Annotated in this window: 24 protein-coding genes and 1 other RNA gene; 15 read left to right on the forward strand and 10 right to left on the reverse strand. The window is 57.1% G+C overall.

Features of this window, described 5'->3' with window-relative positions; genetic code table 11:
- Window positions 1–58: 58 nt before the first annotated feature.
- The 3 genes from ACR0AZ_RS05405 to ACR0AZ_RS05415 form a co-directional block, all read right to left on the reverse strand.
- On the reverse strand, window positions 59–1,162 hold the full coding sequence (locus ACR0AZ_RS05405; protein WP_480666958.1) for a dimethylsulfoniopropionate demethylase: 1,104 nt from the start codon (window positions 1,160–1,162) through the stop codon (window positions 59–61).
- 64 nt (window positions 1,163–1,226) lie between these two features.
- Window positions 1,227–1,931, reverse strand: coding sequence for a DUF1326 domain-containing protein (locus ACR0AZ_RS05410; RefSeq protein ID WP_480469870.1), 705 nt, complete (start codon window positions 1,929–1,931; stop codon window positions 1,227–1,229).
- Window positions 1,932–1,935: 4 nt separating this feature from the next.
- Window positions 1,936–2,727 (reverse strand): DUF2182 domain-containing protein, encoded by a 792-nt coding sequence (locus ACR0AZ_RS05415; RefSeq protein WP_480666959.1) that lies wholly within the window; start codon window positions 2,725–2,727, stop codon window positions 1,936–1,938.
- Between the two features lie 89 nt (window positions 2,728–2,816).
- On the opposite strand from ACR0AZ_RS05415, the gene ACR0AZ_RS05420 reads away from it, so the two are divergent.
- The 10 genes from ACR0AZ_RS05420 to ACR0AZ_RS05465 all read left to right on the forward strand — a co-directional run bounded on the left by ACR0AZ_RS05420 (window position 2,817) and on the right by ACR0AZ_RS05465 (window position 9,684).
- The gene (locus tag ACR0AZ_RS05420) at window positions 2,817–3,548 is read left to right on the forward strand and encodes a FadR/GntR family transcriptional regulator (protein ID WP_480469872.1); all 732 of its coding nucleotides are present in this window, start codon (window positions 2,817–2,819) and stop codon (window positions 3,546–3,548) included.
- Window positions 3,549–3,649: 101 nt separating this feature from the next.
- A complete protein-coding gene (locus tag ACR0AZ_RS05425) occupies window positions 3,650–5,050 on the forward strand; it encodes a selenium-binding protein SBP56-related protein (protein WP_480469873.1) in 1,401 nt (466 codons plus the stop codon).
- Between the two features lie 13 nt (window positions 5,051–5,063).
- Entirely contained in the window at window positions 5,064–5,714 is a 651-nt protein-coding gene (locus tag ACR0AZ_RS05430) for a hypothetical protein (RefSeq protein ID WP_480666960.1), read from the forward strand.
- Window positions 5,715–5,795: 81 nt separating this feature from the next.
- The gene (locus ACR0AZ_RS05435; RefSeq protein WP_480666961.1) at window positions 5,796–6,212 is read left to right on the forward strand and encodes a TenA family protein; all 417 of its coding nucleotides are present in this window, start codon (window positions 5,796–5,798) and stop codon (window positions 6,210–6,212) included.
- Between the two features lie 18 nt (window positions 6,213–6,230).
- On the forward strand, window positions 6,231–6,446 hold the full coding sequence (locus tag ACR0AZ_RS05440; protein ID WP_480666962.1) for a hypothetical protein: 216 nt from the start codon (window positions 6,231–6,233) through the stop codon (window positions 6,444–6,446).
- A 14-nt stretch (window positions 6,447–6,460) separates the two neighbouring features.
- Complete coding sequence (locus tag ACR0AZ_RS05445) at window positions 6,461–6,823, forward strand: DUF4345 family protein (RefSeq protein ID WP_480666964.1); 363 nt, start codon at window positions 6,461–6,463, stop codon at window positions 6,821–6,823.
- Window positions 6,824–6,859: 36 nt separating this feature from the next.
- Window positions 6,860–7,207, forward strand: a transfer-messenger RNA (tmRNA) gene (ssrA, locus tag ACR0AZ_RS05450).
- 97 nt (window positions 7,208–7,304) lie between these two features.
- The gene (locus tag ACR0AZ_RS05455; RefSeq protein WP_480657760.1) at window positions 7,305–7,736 is read left to right on the forward strand and encodes an ester cyclase; all 432 of its coding nucleotides are present in this window, start codon (window positions 7,305–7,307) and stop codon (window positions 7,734–7,736) included.
- A 128-nt stretch (window positions 7,737–7,864) separates the two neighbouring features.
- Window positions 7,865–9,139: a chromate efflux transporter gene (gene chrA, locus ACR0AZ_RS05460; protein WP_480666966.1), complete on the forward strand. Its 1,275-nt coding sequence runs from the start codon at window positions 7,865–7,867 to the stop codon at window positions 9,137–9,139.
- Between the two features lie 77 nt (window positions 9,140–9,216).
- On the forward strand, window positions 9,217–9,684 hold the full coding sequence (locus ACR0AZ_RS05465) for an SspB family protein (protein ID WP_480657764.1): 468 nt from the start codon (window positions 9,217–9,219) through the stop codon (window positions 9,682–9,684).
- Window positions 9,685–9,713: 29 nt separating this feature from the next.
- On the opposite strand, the gene ACR0AZ_RS05470 is transcribed toward ACR0AZ_RS05465, so the two are convergent.
- A complete protein-coding gene (locus ACR0AZ_RS05470) occupies window positions 9,714–10,277 on the reverse strand; it encodes a hypothetical protein (protein ID WP_480666967.1) in 564 nt (187 codons plus the stop codon).
- Between the two features lie 207 nt (window positions 10,278–10,484).
- On the opposite strand from ACR0AZ_RS05470, the gene fumC reads away from it, so the two are divergent.
- The 4 genes from fumC to ACR0AZ_RS05490 are packed head-to-tail and all read left to right on the forward strand — an operon-like array spanning window position 10,485 to window position 12,936.
- Window positions 10,485–11,879, forward strand: a complete 1,395-nt coding sequence (gene fumC, locus ACR0AZ_RS05475) for a class II fumarate hydratase (protein WP_480666968.1) — start codon at window positions 10,485–10,487, stop codon at window positions 11,877–11,879.
- Complete coding sequence (locus ACR0AZ_RS05480; protein ID WP_480469882.1) at window positions 11,879–12,055, forward strand: DUF4169 family protein; 177 nt, start codon at window positions 11,879–11,881, stop codon at window positions 12,053–12,055. Before fumC ends, ACR0AZ_RS05480 begins: the two co-directional genes overlap by 1 nt.
- Window positions 12,052–12,273 (forward strand): ribbon-helix-helix domain-containing protein, encoded by a 222-nt coding sequence (locus ACR0AZ_RS05485; RefSeq protein WP_480469883.1) that lies wholly within the window; start codon window positions 12,052–12,054, stop codon window positions 12,271–12,273. Before ACR0AZ_RS05480 ends, ACR0AZ_RS05485 begins: the two co-directional genes overlap by 4 nt.
- A gap of 60 nt (window positions 12,274–12,333) precedes the next feature.
- On the forward strand, window positions 12,334–12,936 hold the full coding sequence (locus tag ACR0AZ_RS05490; RefSeq protein ID WP_480469884.1) for a DNA-3-methyladenine glycosylase I: 603 nt from the start codon (window positions 12,334–12,336) through the stop codon (window positions 12,934–12,936).
- A 3-nt stretch (window positions 12,937–12,939) separates the two neighbouring features.
- Here ACR0AZ_RS05490 and ACR0AZ_RS05495 read toward each other — a convergent pair whose 3' ends face one another.
- The 4 genes from ACR0AZ_RS05495 to ACR0AZ_RS05510 form a co-directional block, all read right to left on the reverse strand.
- Window positions 12,940–13,821 carry a fructose bisphosphate aldolase gene (locus ACR0AZ_RS05495; protein ID WP_480469885.1) on the reverse strand — a complete coding sequence of 294 codons (882 nt, stop codon included), beginning with the start codon at window positions 13,819–13,821 and terminating at the stop codon, window positions 12,940–12,942.
- 72 nt (window positions 13,822–13,893) lie between these two features.
- A complete protein-coding gene (locus tag ACR0AZ_RS05500; RefSeq protein WP_480469886.1) occupies window positions 13,894–15,243 on the reverse strand; it encodes a cytochrome P450 in 1,350 nt (449 codons plus the stop codon).
- Complete coding sequence (locus ACR0AZ_RS05505) at window positions 15,240–16,454, reverse strand: hypothetical protein (RefSeq protein ID WP_480666969.1); 1,215 nt, start codon at window positions 16,452–16,454, stop codon at window positions 15,240–15,242. Before ACR0AZ_RS05505 ends, ACR0AZ_RS05500 begins: the two co-directional genes overlap by 4 nt.
- Window positions 16,455–16,542: 88 nt before the next feature.
- Window positions 16,543–17,295 carry a cytochrome c biogenesis CcdA family protein gene (locus ACR0AZ_RS05510; RefSeq protein WP_480469888.1) on the reverse strand — a complete coding sequence of 251 codons (753 nt, stop codon included), beginning with the start codon at window positions 17,293–17,295 and terminating at the stop codon, window positions 16,543–16,545.
- A 105-nt stretch (window positions 17,296–17,400) separates the two neighbouring features.
- On the opposite strand from ACR0AZ_RS05510, the gene ACR0AZ_RS05515 reads away from it, so the two are divergent.
- Window positions 17,401–17,634: a sulfurtransferase TusA family protein gene (locus tag ACR0AZ_RS05515; protein ID WP_480666970.1), complete on the forward strand. Its 234-nt coding sequence runs from the start codon at window positions 17,401–17,403 to the stop codon at window positions 17,632–17,634.
- Between the two features lie 40 nt (window positions 17,635–17,674).
- Here the strand turns inward: ACR0AZ_RS05515 and ACR0AZ_RS05520 are convergent, their stop codons facing one another.
- On the reverse strand, window positions 17,675–20,455 hold the full coding sequence (locus ACR0AZ_RS05520) for an Rne/Rng family ribonuclease (RefSeq protein ID WP_480667140.1): 2,781 nt from the start codon (window positions 20,453–20,455) through the stop codon (window positions 17,675–17,677).
- Window positions 20,456–20,962: 507 nt separating this feature from the next.
- The gene (locus tag ACR0AZ_RS05525; protein WP_480469890.1) at window positions 20,963–22,297 is read right to left on the reverse strand and encodes a sigma-54-dependent transcriptional regulator; all 1,335 of its coding nucleotides are present in this window, start codon (window positions 22,295–22,297) and stop codon (window positions 20,963–20,965) included.
- Window positions 22,298–22,307 lie beyond the last annotated feature (10 nt).

The raw sequence follows: 22,307 nt of genomic DNA on the forward strand, positions 1-22,307 counted from the left end.
TGGCCCAAAATACCCCGGGGGAGTCGCGCAGCGACGGGGGCAGAGCCCCCTTCCCCGATCAAATCCAAAACCCGTCCTTCACGACCGCGCTTCGCTGCCCGTCGGGCGTCTCTACCTCCAGCGCGGTGCCCGGATCCCAATGGCTCAACCGCAGCATTCCAATCGAGACATTGACCTGAAAATCCGGCGACCACGCGGCCGAGGTCACTTGCCCAACAGGCTTGCCGCCACCGTAGACAGGCCAGGGCCGATCGCATGGCGGGACAGTATCCCCGGAAATCTCAATCGGTCTGATCTGCTGCACAGGACCCTCTTTGGCGACACGCAGCAAAGCATCGCGCCCGACGCAACCGATAGCTGTGTGAGTGTTACAGAACTTGCCAAGACCGCATTCATGCGGAGTGTTGTCGTCGGTCATGTCGTTGCCGTAAGACAGCAAACCGCCCTCAATCCGTTCGATCAGGTTCGGGCAACCGGCGCGCACGTTCAGGTCTTCACCTGCGGCGAACAGAGCATTCCAAAGTGGCATGCCGACATCTCCGCCCTCGACGTAAATCTCGAACCCGCCTTGTTTTGAATAGCCCGACCGCGCAACGGCCAGATCGCGTCCTTCAAACTGGAACATATCGAATTTGAAGAACCGAATGTCGCGCACGCGGTCGCCGAACACCCGTGCCATCAGATCATCGGCTTTCGGTCCTTGTACCGCCAGCGGAGAGACATCCGGCTCATCTACCAGAACATCCAGACGATAGCCGTTGGCTAATCCTTTCACCCAAAGCAGCAAATCGCTGTCGGCGATCGAGATCCACCACCGGTCGTCCGATAGTTTTACTGCAACCGGATCATTCAGCATACCGCCCGTTTCATCCACGATCGGCACATAGAAACACTGACCGGGCAGCATTCCGCGCAGATCGCGCGGTGTCAGCATCTGCATCAGACGGGCTGCATCAGGCCCCCGCAGCTCGACCTGGCGTTCGCATGAGACGTCCCAGACCTGCACATGGGATTTGAGATGCCGGTAGTCTGCCTCGACGCTTTCGAAAACCGTGGGCAGTAACATACGATTATAGACGGTGTATCCCTTGACCCCCGCCGCCTCGACACCCTCAGAGAAGGGCGTGCGACGCAGTCGGCGAGAAAGTGAGATTTGAGCCATTCATGCCTCCTCAGGCAACACCAGCATTGATGCCAATCACTTTGGGCTGAAACGCCCGCGTGACTTACTTGGGTCCATGCCAGTCAATCGGACAAATTTCGGCGGATTTGCCACCGAAATCCCAGACACGACCATAGTCGCGCACCTTGGATTTGGTGCCCTTCGCCACGATGATATCTGGCCCCATCCAGTATTTCGAGTTCGAGACCATCACCGGATGCTCCGGGTCCTTGCCTGCCAGCATCTCAATCTCGCCTTGAATCTTGCGCCCGATCACAATGCGCCGCTTGGTGCCGTCACGCTCGATCACAACCGGAGCACGCTCTGCCCCGATGATCTCGCTGACCAGCATAGTGAACAGACCCGTTGTGCCACCTGCCTGACCGCTGAAGATCTGCAGAAGACCGTTATAGGCTTTGCCGCTGGCGCGTTCGTCGACATAGGCCGCGACCTTCCACTGACCTTCGCCCATACGGCCCGGGATATCGACCAGCAGGCCCACATTCAGGCCTGACAGGTCTTCGCCCTCATAATGACCTTCATCGATGATGATGCCCATCCAGGCATGGCAGTGCCCTTCTGTCGGAGGGTGCGCCCCAAGCGATACAACGCAGGGGCAGAACACATCGCAGGAACAGTTCAGGATCAGCTCACCTTTGATGGCCCAGTCCGTCGGGCTCATCTCGCGGCGCTTGGGATTTGGCATCCGGCTGTCGATCCGTTGACTGATCGGCAGTTTGTCCGATTCCGGTTTTCTGTTTTTTGCCATCGGCTTATCCTCCGTATGCAATGTGATACGCCAGCAGTCCAAAACCGCTCGCAATCAGCGCGAACCCCAAGGGGCGCGTTACCGCGTGCCCGATCTGAGGAAGTTTCTCCAACACCATGAACAGGGTCGCGAGACCCATCCACAACAGGCTCATAATCCCACCAACAAAGCCGAGCGCCATGAACCCCCAACAGCATCCGACGCAGAACGAGCCCAGCCCCAAGCCCATTCGCAGACCGCCGGTGAAACCCGTCTTCCAGTGCCCAAGAAAATAGGTCATCGGGGCGTGGCAAACCCCATGGCAGACCTCTTTCACGCGGGTGAACTGGAATGCGCCAACCGCGATCAGCAGCCCAGCTGCCAAATAGGGTGATTTGGCGATACCCAGCATGTCAACCGCGCCACCAAACAGCAGAGCCAGCTGCAGACCGGTGATCAGGGCCGCGAAACCGACCCAAACAATGAAGTAACCGCTCAGAACGCCCAGCCACCCTGCCCGCGTTCCGTTTGCACTGCGGATCAGGTCGTCATAGCTGCGCAGGGTGGGCACAAGCGTTGGTAGCATCATCGCCGCCATCATGATGGCCCACATCCAGAACAGCGGGCCAAACTCGGCCATGGGCATATACATGTCCATCCGCGGATCCATCGCGGCCATGGATTGTCCCATCGGGCCCGGTCTGCCGATCCAGTCCAGATCCATATCGCGGCTCATGCTGAACATCATCCACCACGCCCAAAGGATCGTGATGTAGAAGCCCAACCAAAGCGCGCTGCGGAAAACTGAGCGACTCACTTGCCCCTCCCGACTCAACTCTCTTGCTTTTCAAATGTCAGACTTTTAAATGTCAGACAAATGAAAATTCTCGAATCCGCATAAACACCATGAAAATCGACCCGCGAAACCCTGCTGATCTGTCGGCCCAAATTGCCCAGGCAATCCGGGACGCGATCGTTTCTGGCCGGTTGATTGTGGATGAGCGGTTGCCCTCCGAATCCGAGCTCGCTGATCAGTTTCAAGTCTCGCGCCCGACTGTTCGTGAGGCATTGAAGCGGCTTGCCGCACAGTCTCTGATCCGCACGCAACGCGGGGCATCGGGTGGTGCATTCGTGAACAGGCTGAACTTTGAGGATGCTTATTCTCAGCAGATTACGACCTCAACCTTGCTACTGTCGATGAACGCAGTCAGCTTTGATACCGCTTGCGAGGCCCGCTATGCGCTAGAACGCGCCTGTGCCTCGCTTTCGGCGCAGCGTCGCACAGCCGATCAACTGGCCACGATGCGGGCTGAAATCTTTCGGCAATCGCAACCGGGTTTGACGGATGAGGCATTTTGCGCCTCTGACGTGGCCTTTCACCGCGCGCTGGTCGATGGCGCGGGCAATCCGGTTTTGTCCTACCAACTTGCTGGGGCTGTCGAAGCAATGCAGCCCCTGATGAACATGATTACCTTTACAGCTCGGTCGCGCGAAGAGATCATCGCGCTGCACACCGACATCGCCGATGGGCTGGAGGCAGGCGATGCGGCGACCGTGGATGCCGCGCTGATCAAACTGGAAAGCTATACGAGACAACTGGCGCAAGATGTCGCCGAACAGCGGCGCAAACCCGCATAAGAACGAAACCAACGAGGACCCCGAGCAGGCAGCATGACATCCGGCGACAAGACCGGAACTCTCACTATGAATTGAATATCAATGACTTACGGGAGGAAGTTATGAACCAAAGACCGGACCCAACCTTTTACCCATCGGCCAAACTGGCAATGGAGGGCCCAACCGAGACGTTGGCCTTCACGTTGATGCTCAGCCCCGATTTTTCGCAACCTGACGGGCTGGCCGTGGTGAATGTCGATCCGACATCGGATGACTATGGCAAGATCGTTCATCAGGTGATCATGCCGGAAAAAGGGGATGAATTTCATCACTTTGGCTGGAACGCCTGTTCATCAGCACTGTCACCGCTCAGCGGCCATGCATTTCTGGAACGCCGCTATCTGATCATTCCCGGCATCCGGTCTAGCCGCATCTACATCATCGATGTAAAAAACCCACTGGAAGCCAAGATCCACAAGATCATCGAGCCCGAGGAAGTCTTTGCCAAAACAGGCTATTCCCGGCCTCACACGATCCATTGCGGACCCGAAGGTATCTATGTCAGCACGCTTGGCGGCGGTGGAGAAGACGGAACCGATGGCCCTCCGGGTATTTTCATCATGGATTGTGAGAGTTTCGAGATCATCGGACGGTACGAGATCGAACGCGGCGTGCAGGACAAACATTATGATTTCTGGTGGAACCTGCCGCGCGACTACATGGTCAGCTCGGAATGGGGCCTGCCGCCGCAATTCGAGAACGGGTTGGTGGCTGAGGATCTATTGTCGAACAAATACGGCCACAGTATCCACTTCTGGAATCTGAGAAACCGCACCAACATCCAGACCATTGATCTGGGCGAAAACCATCAGATGGCGCTGGAAATCCGGCCTGCGCATGACCCGGTCAAGCAACACGGGTTCTGTGGCGTTGTTGTGGACACAACGAACTTGCAGGGGGCAATTTTCACTTGGTGGCGCAACGATGATGGTACGTTTGAAGCCAAGAAAACCATCACCATCGACCCGCAACCCGCTGATCCGGATGACTTGCCGGAACTGCTGAAAGGTTTTGCGGCCGTGCCGCCTCTGGTCACGGATATCGACCTCAGCCTCGACGACAAATACCTCTACGTCGCCTGTTGGGGCACCGGAGAAATGCATCAATATGATGTGTCAGACCCGACGAACCCTACGCTTGCGGGTAAGGTTGAAATCGGCGGGATCGTGAAGAAAACGAAACATCCCAACGGTCAGACCTTCGGCTACGGCCCGCAGATGGTGGAGATCAGTCGTGATGGCAAGCGCGTCTACTGGACGAATTCGCTCTACTCCACCTGGGACGATCAGTTCTATCCCGAAGAAGGAGGGGCGGCGATGGTCAAGGCGGATGTTGGTGAAAACGGTGGCCTAACGCTTGATCCCAAGTTCTGGGTCGAGTTCCCAAAAGGCTATCGCAGCCACCAGATTCGTCTTGAGGGTGGGGACTGCTCGACTGACAGCTTCTGCTACCCTTCAGTCTGACTTGGAGGTTCTGATGACATCAACGGCTGGCCTTTGGCTGGCCGTTGTTCTCAGTGGTGCCTATCACGGATTGAACCCCGGGATGGGTTGGCCTCTGGCCGTATCGTCCGCCCTGATGGAGCAACGGCAATCCGCCCTCTGGCGCGCCCTTGCTGCGCTTGCCGGAGGACATTTTCTGGCCATGCTGGGCGTCCTTTTGCCCTTCGCATTGATGGCCGTACTGGTTGATTACCAACGCGAAATCCGGATCGGCGCCGCCCTGATCGTGATCGCGATGGGGGCTTATATCGCCATCATCCGGCGCCATCCTCGCATGCTGTCCCGCATCCCGCCCGGCAGGCTGGCGCTCTGGTCCTTTCTGGTGGCGCTGGCCCACGGGGCTGCGCTGATGTTGGTGCCAATATATCTGGGCCTTTGCGGGCTGGATGAGCTGGATGCGGGCCATCGGGCAGTGTCTGAAATCATGACCACGAACGGGATACTGGTGCTTGCCGTTGCCGCGCTGCATACCGCTGCGATGGTACTTGGCGGGGGCATTCTGGCCTTTGCCGTCTATCGCTGGCTTGGCCTGCAATTCCTGTCGCGCAGTTGGTTCAATCTGGAACTGGTCTGGGCGCTGAGCCTGATTCTGGTCGGTGGTCTGGGACTGTGGTCGGCGATCTGATCAAATCCCATTTCTGTAAGGCCTTGTATCTTGGACAAAAACCGGTTTTGTCTGCCACCAAGACAGTCAGGAGGCATCGAGATGCAAAACAGCGCACGCCCAACCGAAATCCTTCGTCAAGGTCGATTGGAGCAATGGCAGGCGGCCACAACTCATGCCTTCACTCGCGAACTCGCAGCGGGCACCCTGCCCGCTGACAAGATGCGCTGGTATCTGCAACAGGATTATCAGTTCGTCGATGGTTTCGTACGTCTTCTGGCCAGCGCGATTGCGCATGCACCTAGCCTTGCAGACAGTGTGCCCGCGGCGCAATTCCTTGCGGTGATCACCGGGCCAGAAAACACCTATTTCTTGCGCGCGATGGAGGCTCTGGATACGGCGCCCATCGATCAGCCTGCGCCTGCGACTTTGGCCTTCCAACAACTGATGGCCGAAGCCACCGCATCGGGCCGGTATGAGAACATGCTGGCGGTTCTGGTGGTCGCCGAATGGGTCTAACTCAGTTGGGCCACCCCGGTGAATCCCCCGGCCCCGGACCTGCCGTTCTGGTTTGCCGAATGGATTACGCTACATGCAGGCGAAGGGTTCGAAGGTGTGGTCGCCTATTTGCGCGACCAGTTGGACAGGGTCTGGCCCACGCTGGATGCCGATGCGCAGGCTGAGGTGACACGCCTGTTCCACCGCGCCGTCGAACTTGAACTGGAGTTCTTTGAAGCCGCGTACGCGGCCTGACAGAGGGGAATAAGATGGTCTCGGCGTTGAACATTCTTGCCGCAGTTCTGACGATCGGATTCGGCGCATTTGGCTTTCTGGCCCCTGCTTTCACCGCGAATGCGCTGGATCTGGCCCCTACCAACAGTACGATGGGCCTTAGCGAGATGCGTGCCTCGGTTGGAGGCTTATTTGTGGTCACAGGCATCGCGGTTCTGTGGCTGAACCATCCGATGGCCTACGTAATGCTGGGCGTGGTTTATGCAGGTGCTGCGCTGGGACGGTTCGTCTCGGTGGCACTGGACAACCCTCCGCTGATCAAAGCGCTGACATTCGGGGGAATCGAACTGGTTCTGTCCCTTTGGTTGATCCTCGCAAACATGAACAAGACGGCGTAAGTTATTGGCTTTATTGTGCGCTGCAATCTTCAATCTGAGTTTGCATCGGGCCTGATCCTCACCTATATAAGGTATGTCCTTCGGGACTATGGACATAAACGCGCTCGTAATAAGCGGATCGGACCCGGGGGCGGTACCCGGCGGCTCCACCAACCATCCTTCGTTTGGGGATCATGGGGCCGAAACAGGATCGACGAACGTCTAAAGGGGTTAGCTTTGTCTCGGCTGTCTGCCACCGTTATCGGCGAAACTAGTACAATTGCAAACGACAATCGTGCTCCGGTTGCAGTTGCTGCGTAAGCAGTAGCAAGACCGAAACTTAAGCCCTTGCGCCTAGCCGCGTAAGGCGGGGTTCGCAGGTACCTGGCAACAGAAACCTGCATTTTTCCCCTTATGTCTGTTTCTTGCTCAGAACTCACCCGAGATTCAGAGTTTATTCACTTCTCTGTTTCATCCTTTCGTCGGATGACAGGAGGTCGAGATGTCGAAAGCAGACAAGTTGCGCGCGTGGTATTCTGAGGTCTGGGAAAAGGGAAACATCGACGCTATCGACCAATTCTTTGCCCCCGATACACTGGCCGAGGGGCTGATCCCCGAGATGCAGGTTGGCGCGGATGATTTCAGGGATCTCGTAATGGCCTTTCGACATGTTCTTGGCGACATCTCGGTAGAGTTGCCAAAGATCATCGAAAACGGCGATTGGGTATCTGGTATTCTTCACGTTCGAACGTTCCGAGCTGATAATGGCGCTCCGCTTGAAGTGACCGGGCAAGTGATGGCGCGGTTCAAGGGTGATAAAATGGTCGAAGCCTACAACCAGTTTGACTTCATTTCGCTCTTTGAGCAGTTGGGGCAATTCCCTCAGGACACGTTGCCCGTCTGTATGACAGGCCAAAGACTAGACTGGGCCTGACGCAAGCAACCGTATGCTTGACCGCAGCTGAGTTTCCGCGCTAGCAGAAAGCGCGGGGTTGGCTTGCGGACACCCCATCAGATGGCAGGTCAAGTTCGCATGTATCCGAACCACGAAGGAGACATGCGATGGCTGCCACCGGGTCACAGGCACTGGATCCGTCCATGTTGGAACTGGTCCGAGTGTTCGGTCGTATCGGCCTTTTGTCCTTTGGCGGCCCTGCAGCGCAGATTTCCCTGATGCATCAAGAGCTTGTCGAGCGGCGCACGTGGCTCGACGAACAGACCTATCTGCGCGCGCTATCGTTGTGCATGCTGCTGCCGGGCCCCGAAGCGATGCAACTCGCCACCTATGCAGGTTGGCGGCTACGCGGCGTCGCCGGAGGTTTGGTCGCCGGCACCCTATTTGTCCTGCCCGGTGCCTTTGTAATCGCGGTTCTGGTCGCGCTTTATGCCGTGTATGGCACGCTCCCGCTGGTGCAAGCCGGATTTCTGGGCGTGAAAGCAACGGTCATTATCATCGTTCTGAAAGCGCTGCGAAATCTCTCGCGCAAAGCGCTGACAGATCGTGAACACCAAGTGATCGCCGTGCTCGGGTTTCTGGGTATATTCGTCTTCAACCTGCCCTTCCCCTTGATTATCCTGTGCGCAGCGCTCTGGGGATATGCTACATCGAAGGACACTGCGCCGGTTCCGACTAGGCCGCGCCCCACGTCTTCCCACCCGATCCGAACCTGCATGATCTGGCTGCCCTTGTGGCTGGGTCCGCTGGTGCTTCTGGAACTGAGTGATCAGAATTTGCTCAGCGATCTTGGCTGGTTCTTCGCCAAGCTTGCCGTGGTCACGTTCGGCGGCGCATATGCGGTTCTGGCGTATATGACTCAAACTGTAGTTGAGACATATCAATGGATCAGCATGGACCAGATGATCGATGCGCTGGGACTGGCTGAAACCACACCCGGGCCCTTGATACTGGTGACACAGTTCGTCGCCATGCTCAGCGGTCAACTTGCCGGGGGCGCGGCATTAGCGCTGGCGGCAGGTGCGGTCGCTCTCTGGGCGACTTTTGTACCGTGTTTCTTATGGATATTCCTTGCGGCTCCACATCTGGAGCGAATCTCCGCTCGCCCACACCTGGCAGCGGCGATGCACGGGATCACGGCTGCGGTTGTCGGAGTGATTCTCAACCTGTCCGTGTGGTTTGGTCTGAACGTGTTGTTCGGCAATATCGTCGGATGGGCTTGGGGGCCGGTTTCTCTTCCCTTGCCTGACCCGAACACGCTGAATATCGATGCTTTGACCCTTACCTTGGCCGCTGGCATGTTGATTTTCCGTTTGAAATCCGGTTTAGCCACCACATTGTTCTTAATGGTTCTGGCCGGAATCGGATTGCACTTTTTGTAATCAATGCAGCCCAGCACGGCCTTTCGTTTCCGTCCAAATCCCTTATGCTGAGATCAACCACTTTCGAAGGATCAACCATGTCGCAAGACATCGACTACGGGAATTTGATGCACACGGCCATGCGCGGCCTGATCAAGACCGTCCTGACGGGCGTGTCTGAACATGGCCTGCCCGGTGCTCATCATTTCTTTATCACGTTCGACACGCGGCAAGAGGGTGTCGAACTGGCTGACTGGCTGCGTGAACGGTATCCGGACGAGATGACAATTGTCATGCAGCACTGGTTCGAGAATCTTGAGGTCGGAGAAAACGGGTTTTCGATCACTCTGAATTTTGGTGACGCGCCGGAACCGCTGTATATTCCATATCTTGCCATCAAGACCTTCGTGGACCCTTCGGTCGAGTTCGGCCTGCGTTTTGAAAGCCCCGAAGATGAGGACGAGGCGGATTACCAGCCTTCCGAAGCTCCGATGGAGGTGGATGTGGAAGAGCCCGAGCCACATCATGATGCCGATGTGGTCTCGTTGGACAGCTTCCGCAAATAAGCCGCTTCAAACCCCGCCTAGTGCGGGGTTCATTCCTTTTTCAGGAAAGTCTCAACCGAGCGTGATTTCACACCATTCCGAAACCTGGAAAATGACAGATCCAAACCACCTTCAGCGAGCGTGCGATCGAATTGTTGCAATTCGTAATCGCCTGTCTCTCCGATAAACAACGAGAATACGGTTAGCGTATCACCCTCGATCCGGCCCCAGACAAAGGGCTCTCCCTTCATCGGGTCCAGCGGCACTTCGTGACCGAACACATTGCGCTTCATGGCGGCGGAATACACATCAGGACGTTCAGTTGTCTGGAAATCGACCGAGTATTTCCCCTCTTTGATCCGCCCATCTTCCTTATAAGTTGTCGTCGTCCAGCTGATATTGAAACCGCCCCGTATTTCCTGAATCGAAACGCTCATATCCCGGGGCATGGACCTACCATCAGAATCAACCACATCGGCTGAACCGACGTAATCCCCGACAAATGGTTTGATGGTGTTAGCCAAAGCATGCGGCGCCAGCAGCGCCAGGAAAGTCGTCACGACGAGGGCGAATATGATCCCGTATAGGGCCGATCCAAAAACTGTCACGCGCATAGCTGCCTCCGTCGCGAGTCTTCTTTCCATTCTAACTCTAGCCCGCCCGTGTACAATGGCACTGTTTTCGCTAACAGAAATTATTTGAGCGGGTGCCTCATCTATACCTTTGAACAGTCGATGTTTAAGGTGCGCGCAACTGGCCGATTGCGTCACGACACCGCTCGGGCTAAACGGCATACAACCGCATACCAGACGGAGTGACAGATGTCTCAGACCCGCACCGAATCCGACAGCTTTGGCCCGCTTGAGGTTCCTGCTGACAAGTATTGGGGCGCTCAAACGCAGCGTTCGATCATGAACTTTCCCATTGGTTGGGAAAAGCAACCCGTCGCCATCGTGCGTGCGCTGGGCGTGATCAAGAAAGCCTGCGCGATGGAAAACAAGGCCATCGGCAAGCTGGACGCCAATATCGCCGATGCAATCATTCAGGCCGCTGGTGAGGTGATCGAGGGCAAGTTCGACGACAACTTCCCGCTGGTCGTTTGGCAAACCGGATCCGGTACCCAGTCGAACATGAACTCGAATGAGGTCATTGCGAACCGCGCTATCGAAATTATGGGCGGCGTGATCGGCTCGAAAGACCCGGTGCATCCGAACGATCACTGCAACATGGGCCAGTCGTCGAACGACACCTTCCCCACCGCCATGCATATCGCCACTGCTGTCAGCGTGCGCGACGTGTTGCTGCCCGGCCTGACCAAATTTGCGGAGGCGCTTGAGAAAAAGGCCGCTGAGTTCGCTGGTATCATCAAGATTGGCCGCACACACACCCAAGATGCAACGCCGCTGACGCTGGAGCAGGAATTCGGAGCATATGCCCATCAGATCCGTCAGGGTATCGCTCGGGTCGAGGCCGCGATGCCTGGCATCTATGAGCTTGCTCAGGGCGGCACCGCCGTTGGCACCGGTCTGAACACCCATGGTGGCTGGGACGAAGCCGTCGCTGCCAATATGGCTGAAATCACCGGCCTGCCCTTCGTGACCGCTCCGAACAAATTCGAGGCTTTGGCGGCGCATGACGCCATGGTTTTCCTGTCGGGTGCTTTGGCGACCATCGCTGGTTCTTGCTACAAGATCGCCAATGACATCCGCCTATTGGGTTCTGGCCCGCGTTCGGGACTGGGTGAGCTAATCCTGCCCGAGAACGAGCCGGGTTCGTCAATCATGCCGGGCAAGGTCAACCCGACTCAAGCCGAGGCGCTGACGCAGGTGGCTGCCCACGTCATGGGTAATGATGCTGCAATCAAATTCGCGGGCTCACAGGGTCACTTCCAGTTGAATGTCTACAACCCGATGATGTCCTATAATCTGTTGCAATCGATCCAGTTGCTGGGTGATGCCACTGACAGCTTTACCGAGCGGATGTTGCTGGGCATTCAGGCCAACGAGCCGCGCATTGACAAGCTGATGAAGGAATCGCTGATGCTGGTCACTGCACTGGCTCCGACGATCGGTTACGACAACGCAACTACGGTCGCCAAGACCGCGCACAAGAACGGCACCACCCTCAAGGAAGAGGCGATTGCGCTGGGCTTTGTGGACGAAGCGACGTTTGACGCAGTCGTGCGTCCTGAACAGATGATCGGCCCGAAAGACTGATGGGTAAGCCGGTCAATCTGAACCGGTATCGAAAAGAAAAGGCGCGGGCCGACAAGAAGGCCCGTGCAGACCAAAACTCTGTGGCTTTCGGTCGAACCAAGGCCGAGAAAGAGGTGGTGAAGCTGCAGCAGGACAAGCTGAAGCGGGACCTCGACAATCACGAGCTGGATGAATGAGCGGCCGCCCGGTCAAACGCTCGCTGACCCTCAAAGGTCATCGCACATCAGTATCCCTTGAGGATGAATTCTGGCGGGCATTCCGTGACATAGCCGAAGAAAAAGATCAGGCAATCAACGCTCTGGCCGCCGAGATTGATGTAGAGCGTGATCCGGAAACCGGTCTCGCTTCGGCTATTCGGGTTTTTGTTCTTAATTGGTATCGAACCCGCGATTGACGCTTGTCACACACTTTCCAGAGCGTATAGCTTATGAAGGAACAAAAAGGGTACATTGTCATGAGCAAAACTGTTACCGGACCCGATGGCCAACCGCGCTGCGCCTGGTGTCAGGCCGCGCCCGAGTTCTTTAACTATCACGATGAAGAATGGGGCCATCCGGTTGCGGATGACCAGCGATTGTTCGAGAAACTGTGCCTCGAGAGTTTTCAGTCAGGCCTAAGCTGGCGGACGATCCTGAATAAGCGAGAGAACTTTCGCAAAGCCTTTAGTAACTTTAATTTCAACAAGATGGCTACGTTTTCTGAAGCAGATGTTGAACGTCTTCTGCAAGACAGTGGCATCATACGGCACCGTGGCAAGATCGAAGCGGTGATCAACAACGCCCGTCGCGCGCAAGAGTTGATCAAGGCCGAGGGCTCTCTGGCCGCTTATGTCTGGCGGTATGAGGCCGAAACGCCTCCGCCGCCGCAAACGGCATCAACCTCACCGGAATCCATCGCAATGTCGAAGGATCTGAAGAAACGGGGGTGGAAGTTCGTCGGCCCCACCACGGTCTTTGCCTTCATGCAGGCCATGGGTCTGGTCAATGACCACGCCGAAGGGTGCATCGGACGTAAAAAAGCGGCGCAGTTGCGCCGCTCTTTCACCAAACCTGTCTGAAGATCAGATCGAGGCGCGATAAATCTTTTCGATATTGCTGCCCAACGCGGCATTGAACTCTGCATCCGACTGCTGCTTGGACAGGCCTTCGGTTAGCGCGCGGGAGAATGAGGCGATCATCTTGCCGTTCTGATCCAGCAAATCACACGCTTGTTCGGTCGAATATCCGCCCGACAACGCGACCACGCGCAGAACACGCGGGTGATCTGCCAGCGCATCATAGAGGTTTACCTGACTCGGGATAGTCAGTTTCAGCATGACCTCCTGTCCCTCGGCCAGTTGATCGAGGTTTTTTAGGATCTCGGCTTTCAGAATATCCTCAGCCTCAGCTTTGGTTTCCGAGTGGATGTTCACCTCGGGCTCGACAATCGGCACCATGCCCGCATCTGTCACAACACGCGCCACTTCGAACTGTTGCGCGACAACCGCGGCGATACCTTCGGCGTTGGCCTCATGAATGACCGAACGCTCTTTGGTGCCGAATACGCCTTCTGCCTTGGCAAGCGTTTCGGCTAGACCCGGGATCGGTTTCATCATTTGAACGCCATTGGCCTGATCTTCAAGACCCTTGTCGATCTTCAGGAACGGCACGATCTGCTTGGCCGACCAAAGGTAATCCGCGACCTTCTTCCCATCAATTTCTTCACCAAGAGTCCGTTCGAACAGGATCGCACCGATCACCTTCTGACTGGTGAAGTCATCGGCCAGAATGATGCGCGCACGCATTTTCTGGATTTCACCGAACATTTCTTCGTCTGAGCTGTAGTCCGACGCCTCAACGCCATAAAGCGCCAGCGCCTTAGGTGTCGAACCCCCGCTTTGGTCCAGTGCTGCAATAAATCCTGCGCCTTCGGACATCTGTGCGCGCTGTTCTGCCTTGGACATAACTCATTCCCGTTCAATATGATTCCGTATTTGTCCTCCGCATACAGCAAGCCGTCGGACGATGGTAGTTTGTTAGCGCTCAACCAGCCGTAACCAAATACCGTCTTTCGAGCGGACCGTCAGATGCGCGACCGGTATGGGCGTTTTGCCCTCGATTGTTTCGAAGCGAAAACGCCGTAGCAGAATCGACAGGATCAGTGGGCCTTCAATCATGGCAAAGCCCGCACCTGTGCAGACCCGTGGCCCGGCGGAAAACGGGATATAAGCCTCTCGCAGGCATGTTCGACCATTTTCAGTGGCCCAACGAGCAGGATCGAAATCGTCGGGGTTGTCCCACAGGCGCTCCTGCCGGTGCAGGTGCCATGGGCTGATCACGATCTGCGCGCCCTTCGCAATATCCCGGTCGCGGAAGCGTTCCGGGCCTGTCGTCTCACGCACCATCATGGGTACAGGCGGGTAGAGTCGCAGCGCTTCACGAAACGCGTCTCGGCTGAGCCTCAGCTTCGACATCACGGCAAAATCGTCGATATTGACCGCCTGCGCCTCGTTTGCGACCTTCTCTTGCCAATCAGGATAAAGCGCCATGAGATAGAGCGTCCAAGCCAAGGCCGAAGCACTGGTTTCGTGCCCTGCAAGAAAGAAGATTGCCACCTGATCGATCATTTCTTCGGTGCCAAAACAAGCTCCTGTCTCCGGGTCGGGCGTCGTCATGATCTTCGTCGCGAGGTCATCCGGAGCGTTACCCGCAGAGATCGCGTTCGCACGTTCCGCTGTCAGACGACCAATCAGTGTCCGGATTTCCCGCGCCGTCTCCCGGGTTCGGCGCACATGAAACCGAGGCATCCAACGTGGCAGCGGAATAAACGCGGCCAGATTCAGCAGCGGTTGCGCACGTTGATAGGTGCGGAACTTGTCAAAAACCTGCGTTGCGACCTCATGCTCAATCGGGACCGAGAACAGGGTGCGAAAGATCACATCGGCAGCAACGTGGCTGGTGATCTCTTCGCATTCCACCACCTGACCGGCCTGCGCGGTCAATCTATCGACACAAGCCTGCGCCGCATCGACCATGGCCGGAAAACTGTCTTTCAGCCGCCCGCCCTCGAACGCCGGGTCGATGATCCGCCGCTGACGCTTCCATGTTTCTCCATTGGTCAGGAAAACCGATTGCCCCAACAACGGACGCAGCCCTTCGCTGATACGCTCGGATTTGGGGAAATCGTCTGGCCGGTCTTTCAACACGGTTCGGATCAGATCGGGCTGGTTGATCATGTAAGACCGAAAGAACGGCGTTTTGAATTCGGCCATCCAAGCGCGGTAGAGCCTTTGTGGCTGAGCTGACAACAGATCCTTTCGGAACAGGCGCATGTACTGCCAGAGAGATACCTTGTCGGGGCGCGCCTGTGGCTTCGGTGGTCTCATGCGCGCACCGAAGTGTATTTCGAGGTTGGTTTCTCGATACGTGATTGTGAGGGTGTGCGGTCCCTAAACCGGTTCGCCAAGGTCCTGGGGCCTGCGGTAATACGGAAATAGTCATAATCTCCGGGCCGATCGAATGCGCCGAGATATTGAAAATGCAGACGGAAGAATCGCCATCGTAACTGCTTCCAGCGTTCAGCGGACAGGGTCTGGGTGAAGGCGGCTGACAACACCAGAGGCCCGCGCTTCTGAGATGTCGCGACACCACTGACGGCAACCGGATCGCATAACGCGAATGCGCAGCCATCCCCCGGAGCTGAGACATCGACCCATGTCAGATCAGGGTGCTCTGATAGATAACGCAGGTCCGAACGTAACCCGCTGGCATCTGGCAGAAAGGACACCATCGGTACAACCTGCCCCAATGTCAGGAAAGATAATGCAGGACCGTCGCTTGGAATCTTCTGGCCCCGCAACAGCTCTGCCAGTACCGAGATACCCAGATGGGCTCCTGAACTGTGGCCTACAACCAGAACCTCATCCACATCGGCCTCAAGGGCGTCTGAGATCAGGTTGGAAAATTGCCTCAGCCGTTGTTTCATTTCTGGCGCATACGAGCCCCGCAGGCGCGCTGAATGCGCGTAGTCATGCATCAGGTAATAGGCAAACAACCGATTATCGAGCTTCCGAAACCAGAGCAGTAGCGCATAGGCGACCCCAATCGCAGGCAACAGTCCCCACCCCCCGATCAGTGGATGCAGCGCAGCGGACAGACCCCAGGCAAACCCCAGAGCGGCGATCAGTTGCAACAACAGCATACCGACGGGATAAAGCGCTGCGATCACCGGGCCTTTGCGCAACTGCATCAAGCGCCAAAGTGTTCCCGTCGAGATATAAATCCAAGCAGTGCGAGCAAGCTGCAGATAGGTCGCAGGGATTGAGCGCGCCATGCTCTGGCGCACGATATCGGACCATACCAGCACATCGACCACCGCCGCGACCGTGGCCCCTTCCTGTTCCGAATGTATCTGCCAACCATAAAGGTCATTCCCGGTTCGCCCGCGGATCGAGATTTCATATCCCGAAATCGCAGCCTGGGCCTGGCCTTCGGTGCGGTAAAGCTCACGATAGCGGCGCGGATGAATCGGGTCGTAGCCGGGAATATAGAACACCCGGCGTTTGCGCACTTCTGGATGGGGTTGTTGACTGCTCATTGACCCGGCCCTCTGCCGCGCAGATTAGCGCAGAGCGGCAAGCGGTGTAAGACCCGCCGTCGCGACATCCACGTTTAGCGCCAGAGGGTTAACCGAACGTGGCCAGAACCGGGAAAGTTTCCAGCAGCCACCAGCTGAATTCGGTGAACAGACCTGTAATCAGCATAATACCCACGAACAGCAGTAGCCCGCCCATCACCTTCTCAATAGTCGCCATATGCGGTTTGATCCGGTTCATCACAGCCATCGAGCGGTTCAGGAACATTGCCGCCAGCAGGAAAGGAATTCCCAAGCCCGCCGCATAAACACCCAGCAATAGGGTGCCCCGCGCAACCGAGGCTTCGGATGCAGCCAGCGATAGAATTGCACCCAGCTGAGGCCCAATGCAGGGCGTCCAGCCGAACGCAAAGGCAAGGCCAAGAATATAGGCACCGAAGACCGAACCACCGGAATCCCCGGTCTCAACCCGCGCTTCACGATCCAATAGTGGGATACGGAAGACGTTCAGAAAGTGCAGTCCGAAAACGATGACCACCGCACCTGAGAGCTTGGCGAAAAGCACCTGATTTTGCAGAACAAACGCCCCGAAGGCAGAAGCAGTAAAACCAAGCAGCAGGAAAACCGTCGAAAGACCCAAAACAAAGAACAGTGCCGACAGGGTCGCCTTGCGGCGTGCGCGCGCCTCGTCCTTCATCTCGTTGATCGAAACGCCGCTCATATATGCCAGATATGGTGGCACAATCGGCAACACACAGGGCGATAAAAAGCTGATCAAACCGCCGAGCATGGCGATGAACATGGCGGGCAGAAGCCCCGCGTCGATGATATCTATTCCGAACATGGAATAGCACATATGGTATCAGATCGATTTCGTCACGGGGCCATTCAGTCACATCCTCGTGGTTGCACGCTGGACAGCATCGCGCGTTGGAAATATCTCAATCCCATGACTGATGAGACCGAAACACTCGACGCGTTGGGGCTGTTGTGCCCGTTGCCCGTACTGAAAGCGCGAAAACGGCTGAAATCCCTACCCGCCGGAGGGTTGCTGCGCGTGCTTGCCGATGATCCGGCGGCCATCATCGACGTGCCGCATTTCTGCAGTGAGGCCGGGCATACGCTGGTTTCGCAGGGCAAGACGAATGGATACCAGGTTTATCTGATCCAAAAATCCGGTTGATCAAAAAGAAAAAGGCGGACCTGATGGCCCGCCCTTTCGATCACTGCCCCAGTGACCACCAACCGCGCCTTTTCGGCTTGGCCGGGGTTGGCTCGGGCTCTTCCGCAACGGTTTCAAGAACAGGTTCCGGTGTTTCTTCCGCAGGAGCTTCCTCGGTCGCGACTTCCGGTTCAGGCTCAGCAACCTCGGCTGTTTCTGCCTCGGGGGCTGCTTCGGGTTCCGACACGTCGTCTGCGACGGCTTCTGGTTCCGGCTCCACTGCGGCGCTCTCAGTTGCCGCATCCTGCTCCTCAGCTGCCACTTCAGCAACCTCTGCCTGGACCGGCTCAGGCTCCGAAGTGCTCTCTTCGGCGGCAGGCTGAACCTCCTCAGAAGCGTCCGCTTCGACCTCTTTCTTGCGACGACGCGGAGCACGGCGTTTCTTGGGCTTCTCAGCCTTCTCTGCCGCTTCGACAGCAGGCTCTTCTTCGGCTGCTTTTTCCTCAGCGGCTGCATCGTCATTCGCAGCATCCGACGCGACAGCATCATCCGCATTGTCGTCCGAAGTCTCGGCGCCAACCTCTGCGGCCTCAGCATTGCCAGAACTCTTCTTCCGACGCCGCCGACGCCGCTTGCGCTTGGGTTTTGCTTCTTCTTCGGACTGTACGTCGGTCTCTTCGACGGCTTCTTCCTCTTCCGAGGCATCCACCATGTCCATCAGCGAGGCATCAACCGACACTACAGGTGCCGTCGCCTCAGGCACCACACGACTGGCGGTCTTGAATTTCTCCATCGAGAAATCGGGGCTGACCAGATGCACATCACCTTCGATCCGCACCGACAGGCCATAGCGTGCCTCGATCTGCGCGATATGCTCGCGTTTCTGGTTCATCAGGAAGTTCGCAATGCTGACCGGGCAGCGCACCAGAACCTCGCGCGAACGGCGGCGGGTGCCTTCCTCTTCGATCTGGCGCAGGATCGACAACGCCATGTTGTCGTCCGAACGGATCAGGCCGGTGCCATGACAGGCCGGGCACGGTTGTGTGGTGGCCTCGATCATGCCGGGGCGCAGACGCTGGCGGCTCATCTCAAGCAGTCCAAAGCCCGAAATCCGGCCCACCTGAATGCGTGCACGATCAGTCTTCAGTTTGTCTTTCAAACGCTTCTCGACGGCCGCGTTGTTCTTGCGCTCGTCCATATCGATGAAATCGATGACGATAAGACCGGCCAAATCGCGCAGACGCAGCTGACGCGCCACCTCTTCGGCGGCTTCAAGATTGGTCTTGAGCGCGGTTTCCTCGATCGAACCTTCCTTGGTCGCCCGACCCGAGTTCACGTCAATCGCCACCAGCGCTTCGGTTACGCCGATCACGATGTAGCCACCGGATTTCAGCTGTACCGTCGGGTTGAACATCCCCGCCAGATAGCTTTCGACCTGATAGCGCGCAAAGAGTGGCAGCGCGTCCTCATACCGTTTCACATTCTTGGCATGGGACGGCATGATCATCTTCATGAAGTCCTTGGCAATGCGGTAACCGCCCTCGCCTTCAACCAGAACCTCATCAATATCGCGGTTGTAGAGGTCGCGGATCGACCGTTTGATCAGATCGCCTTCCTCATAAATCTTCGCAGGCGCGATGGATTGCAGCGTCAGCTCGCGGATTTGCTCCCACATGCGCTGCAGGTATTCATAGTCGCGCTTGATTTCGGATTTCGTCCGCTTGGCCCCAGCCGTACGCACGATCAGACCTGCGCCGGTCGGGACGTCAATTTCAGCGGCAATATCCTTGAGTTTCTTCCGATCCGCCGCGTTGGTGATCTTGCGGCTGATCCCGCCGCCACGTGCTGTGTTTGGCATCAGCACACAATAGCGGCCAGCCAGCGACAAATAGGTGGTCAGCGCTGCACCTTTATTGCCACGCTCTTCCTTGACGACCTGCACCAGCAGAACCTGGCGCACTTTGATCACTTCCTGGATCTTGTAACGACGCGGGCGCGGCTTGCGCGGAGGACGAATGTCTTCGCTATCATCTTCATCCGCCACGGATTCGATCGAGTCGTCTTTCGACGCTGCATCGGTGCTTTTGCCCTCTGCCTCGTCATCTGCATCCGGATCGTCGTCAGAAACCTTCGCCTCTTCAACATCAGAATCGGCCTCGACCTCCTCCGAGATGACCTCCTCGGCTACTTCCTCTGCTTCAGCAGGAGCTTCTTCTTCCGCGTCAGCGGTCTCATCAACGGCCTCAGCAGGCTGTTCTGCCTCTTCTGATGTGGCATCCTCTACCGGCGCTTCCTCAGCCGCAGGCTCAACACTATCGCTGGGCTCTTCTACCGGAGTTTCGGCAACGATCTCCATCGGCGATGTCCCCTCAGGCACATCGGCTTCTTCGCTGTCATCCAGATCGATGGTTTCCATGCCAGTCGGCTCCGAGGAAACCTCCAACGTTTCGACCGGATCGTCCGATTTCACATCAGCAGCTTTGGACCGCGAGCGCGACCGGCGCTTTTTCGGTTTTGCCTCCTCGGCCTCATCCCGCGCCTTCATTGCCTCGGCATAGGCGCGCTCTTCCTCCATCAGCGCCTCGCGGTCAGCGACGGGGATCTGGTAATAGTCGGGATGAATCTCGGAGAACGCCAGAAACCCATGCCGGTTCCCGCCGTAATCCACAAAGGCCGCCTGCAGCGACGGCTCAACCCGTGTTACTTTTGCAAGATAGATGTTGCCAGCAAGCTGGCGTTTGTTTTCGGATTCAAAGTCAAATTCCTCAACCTTGTTTCCGTCGACCACCACAACGCGGGTTTCCTCCGCGTGGGTGGCATCGATAAGCATTTTCTTAGCCATGTGTCCTTGGTGCACCGCGCCAAACGCGTTGTCCTGACCCGTCCAGGCGGACAGGCGCTTTTGGGGAGGTGTCTTGTACGGGCGATATCGGACGGCGCGCGGCAGGGTCTGGCGCATTGGCCCCCTGCCCGTATACTCAATCGTTGCGCGCGCGTCATCGCGGTTCTTCTCCGACAGGCGCGTCTCGACGCGGCCCGCCCATTTATTCCTTTCGCCCGCATTTACGGGCTCAGGCGTTCATCTGCCCCAACCAGGGCACAATCGGTCTGCCGTGCCGCGCGGGATCGATCCTCACCATCAGCTCAGCAGCGAAACTCAAAATAACGGGGCTTGCAGGCACAAATGCCCGGCCCGTCTGCTCACAATAAAAGCAGTCCTGTGGAAAAGACAATGGGCAAACTGCACGACACTGCCCTCAAGCGCCACTGGATCCCTTCATCTGGCCATAAATATCTCGGGGGTGAATTGAACCGAAGGCTCAAGAGGGGGCTGGCCCCCTCACGACCCTTACAAATAGTCCGAACGCTGCAGCCCGTATTTGGCCATCTTCTCGTTCAACGTCCGGCGCGGCAGGCAAAGCTCATCCATCACCGACGCGATTGAGCCCTTGTGACGCCGCATGGTATTATCGATCAGCATCCGTTCGAAGGCTTCGACATATTCCTTCAGCGGCTTGCCCTCAGTCGTCATTACCGGCTGCATTTCCTCATGATCGGACATCAGCAGCGAAGCAATCGTCCCCGAGCCGCGTCGTGACTGCAGCACAGCGCGTTCCGCGATGTTGATCAACTGACGCACGTTCCCCGGCCACGGTGCCTGCAACAGCTGTGCCGCCTCCTGAGCGCTGACCTGAGGTGAATCACAGCCGTATTCCTCGGCGAACTGCTCGCTCAAACGCGTGAACAACGTCAGAATGTCTTCACCGCGCTGACGCAAGGGCGGCATCGTGATGCGCAACGCCGCAAGGCGATAGAATAGGTCCGGTCGCAGAACATCCTCGGAGGTTTTGCCCGCTTCCTGCAGGTTCGAAATCGCCACGATCCGCGTTTCTGCAGGCGTCCCCTGCTCATTCATAACACTTAGCAAACGCGCCTGCAGCGTGTCACTCAGCGCTTCGACATCTTCGAGGACCAGCGTACCGCCACGCGCCTCTTCGATGGCAGGCAATTGGGTGTCCTCGGGCAACATCGGACCGAACAGGCGTTTCGACAACGCTTCCTCTTCCAGCGCAGCACAAGAGACCAACACAAATTTCTTTCCAGCGCGGCTGCCAACCGCGTGCAGCGCGTGGGCCACCAACGTTTTGCCGGTCCCGGTTTCCCCATCAATCAGGACATGGCCGTCCGCCTGCCCCAAATCCAGAATATCCTCGCGCAGCCGTTCCATGACTGGGCTAGCCCCGATCAGCTTGTTCATGATCTGCGTACCACCCGACAGCTCGCGCCGCAGGGCACGGTTGTCCAAAGTCAGACGCCGCGCATTACTGGCGCGTTTGGCCAGTTCAGACATCCGGTCAGGGTTGAAGGGCTTTTCGAGGAAATCGAACGCCCCGACGCGCATCGCCTCAACAGCCATAGGAACGTCGCCATGACCTGTGATCATGATCACCGGCAGCGTGCTGTCCGCCCCCATCAGCTTTTTCAGCAATTGAATGCCATCCATCCCAGGCATCTTGATGTCCGAGATCACGATTCCCGGATATTCGGGCCCGAGCACCTTGAGCGCATCCTCAGCGCTGGCGAAAGTTTCGGTGTCATATCCCGACAGAGCCAGCCATTGGCTGATCGACTGGCGCATGTCCTGTTCATCATCCACGATGGCGATTTTCATGGCCTGTGCCATAGTCATTTCC

The organism is Ruegeria sp. BE3 (genome assembly GCF_056538865.1).

Bases quoted from the DNA above. Each gene is read 5' to 3' on its own strand.
- chrA (WP_480666966.1), top strand. From the start codon at position 7,865: ATGGCTGCCACCGGGTCACAGGCACTGGATCCGTCCATGTTGGAACTG.
- ACR0AZ_RS05430 (WP_480666960.1), top strand. From the start codon at position 5,064: ATGACATCAACGGCTGGCCTTTGGCTGGCCGTTGTTCTCAGTGGTGCC.
- ACR0AZ_RS05515 (WP_480666970.1), top strand. From the start codon at position 17,401: ATGACTGATGAGACCGAAACACTCGACGCGTTGGGGCTGTTGTGCCCG.
- ACR0AZ_RS05495 (WP_480469885.1), bottom strand. From the start codon at position 13,821: ATGTCCAAGGCAGAACAGCGCGCACAGATGTCCGAAGGCGCAGGATTT.
- ACR0AZ_RS05520 (WP_480667140.1), bottom strand. From the start codon at position 20,455: ATGGCTAAGAAAATGCTTATCGATGCCACCCACGCGGAGGAAACCCGC.
- ACR0AZ_RS05485 (WP_480469883.1), top strand. From the start codon at position 12,052: ATGAGCGGCCGCCCGGTCAAACGCTCGCTGACCCTCAAAGGTCATCGC.
- ACR0AZ_RS05425 (WP_480469873.1), top strand. From the start codon at position 3,650: ATGAACCAAAGACCGGACCCAACCTTTTACCCATCGGCCAAACTGGCA.
- ACR0AZ_RS05445 (WP_480666964.1), top strand. From the start codon at position 6,461: ATGGTCTCGGCGTTGAACATTCTTGCCGCAGTTCTGACGATCGGATTC.
- ACR0AZ_RS05455 (WP_480657760.1), top strand. From the start codon at position 7,305: ATGTCGAAAGCAGACAAGTTGCGCGCGTGGTATTCTGAGGTCTGGGAA.
- ACR0AZ_RS05470 (WP_480666967.1), bottom strand. From the start codon at position 10,277: ATGCGCGTGACAGTTTTTGGATCGGCCCTATACGGGATCATATTCGCC.
- ACR0AZ_RS05410 (WP_480469870.1), bottom strand. From the start codon at position 1,931: ATGGCAAAAAACAGAAAACCGGAATCGGACAAACTGCCGATCAGTCAA.
- ACR0AZ_RS05505 (WP_480666969.1), bottom strand. From the start codon at position 16,454: ATGAGCAGTCAACAACCCCATCCAGAAGTGCGCAAACGCCGGGTGTTC.
- ACR0AZ_RS05405 (WP_480666958.1), bottom strand. From the start codon at position 1,162: ATGGCTCAAATCTCACTTTCTCGCCGACTGCGTCGCACGCCCTTCTCT.
- ACR0AZ_RS05435 (WP_480666961.1), top strand. From the start codon at position 5,796: ATGCAAAACAGCGCACGCCCAACCGAAATCCTTCGTCAAGGTCGATTG.
- ACR0AZ_RS05420 (WP_480469872.1), top strand. From the start codon at position 2,817: ATGAAAATCGACCCGCGAAACCCTGCTGATCTGTCGGCCCAAATTGCC.
- ACR0AZ_RS05480 (WP_480469882.1), top strand. From the start codon at position 11,879: ATGGGTAAGCCGGTCAATCTGAACCGGTATCGAAAAGAAAAGGCGCGG.
- ACR0AZ_RS05500 (WP_480469886.1), bottom strand. From the start codon at position 15,243: ATGAGACCACCGAAGCCACAGGCGCGCCCCGACAAGGTATCTCTCTGG.
- ACR0AZ_RS05510 (WP_480469888.1), bottom strand. From the start codon at position 17,295: ATGTTCGGAATAGATATCATCGACGCGGGGCTTCTGCCCGCCATGTTC.
- ACR0AZ_RS05465 (WP_480657764.1), top strand. From the start codon at position 9,217: ATGTCGCAAGACATCGACTACGGGAATTTGATGCACACGGCCATGCGC.
- ACR0AZ_RS05490 (WP_480469884.1), top strand. From the start codon at position 12,334: ATGAGCAAAACTGTTACCGGACCCGATGGCCAACCGCGCTGCGCCTGG.
- fumC (WP_480666968.1), top strand. From the start codon at position 10,485: ATGTCTCAGACCCGCACCGAATCCGACAGCTTTGGCCCGCTTGAGGTT.
- ACR0AZ_RS05525 (WP_480469890.1), bottom strand. From the start codon at position 22,297: ATGGCACAGGCCATGAAAATCGCCATCGTGGATGATGAACAGGACATG.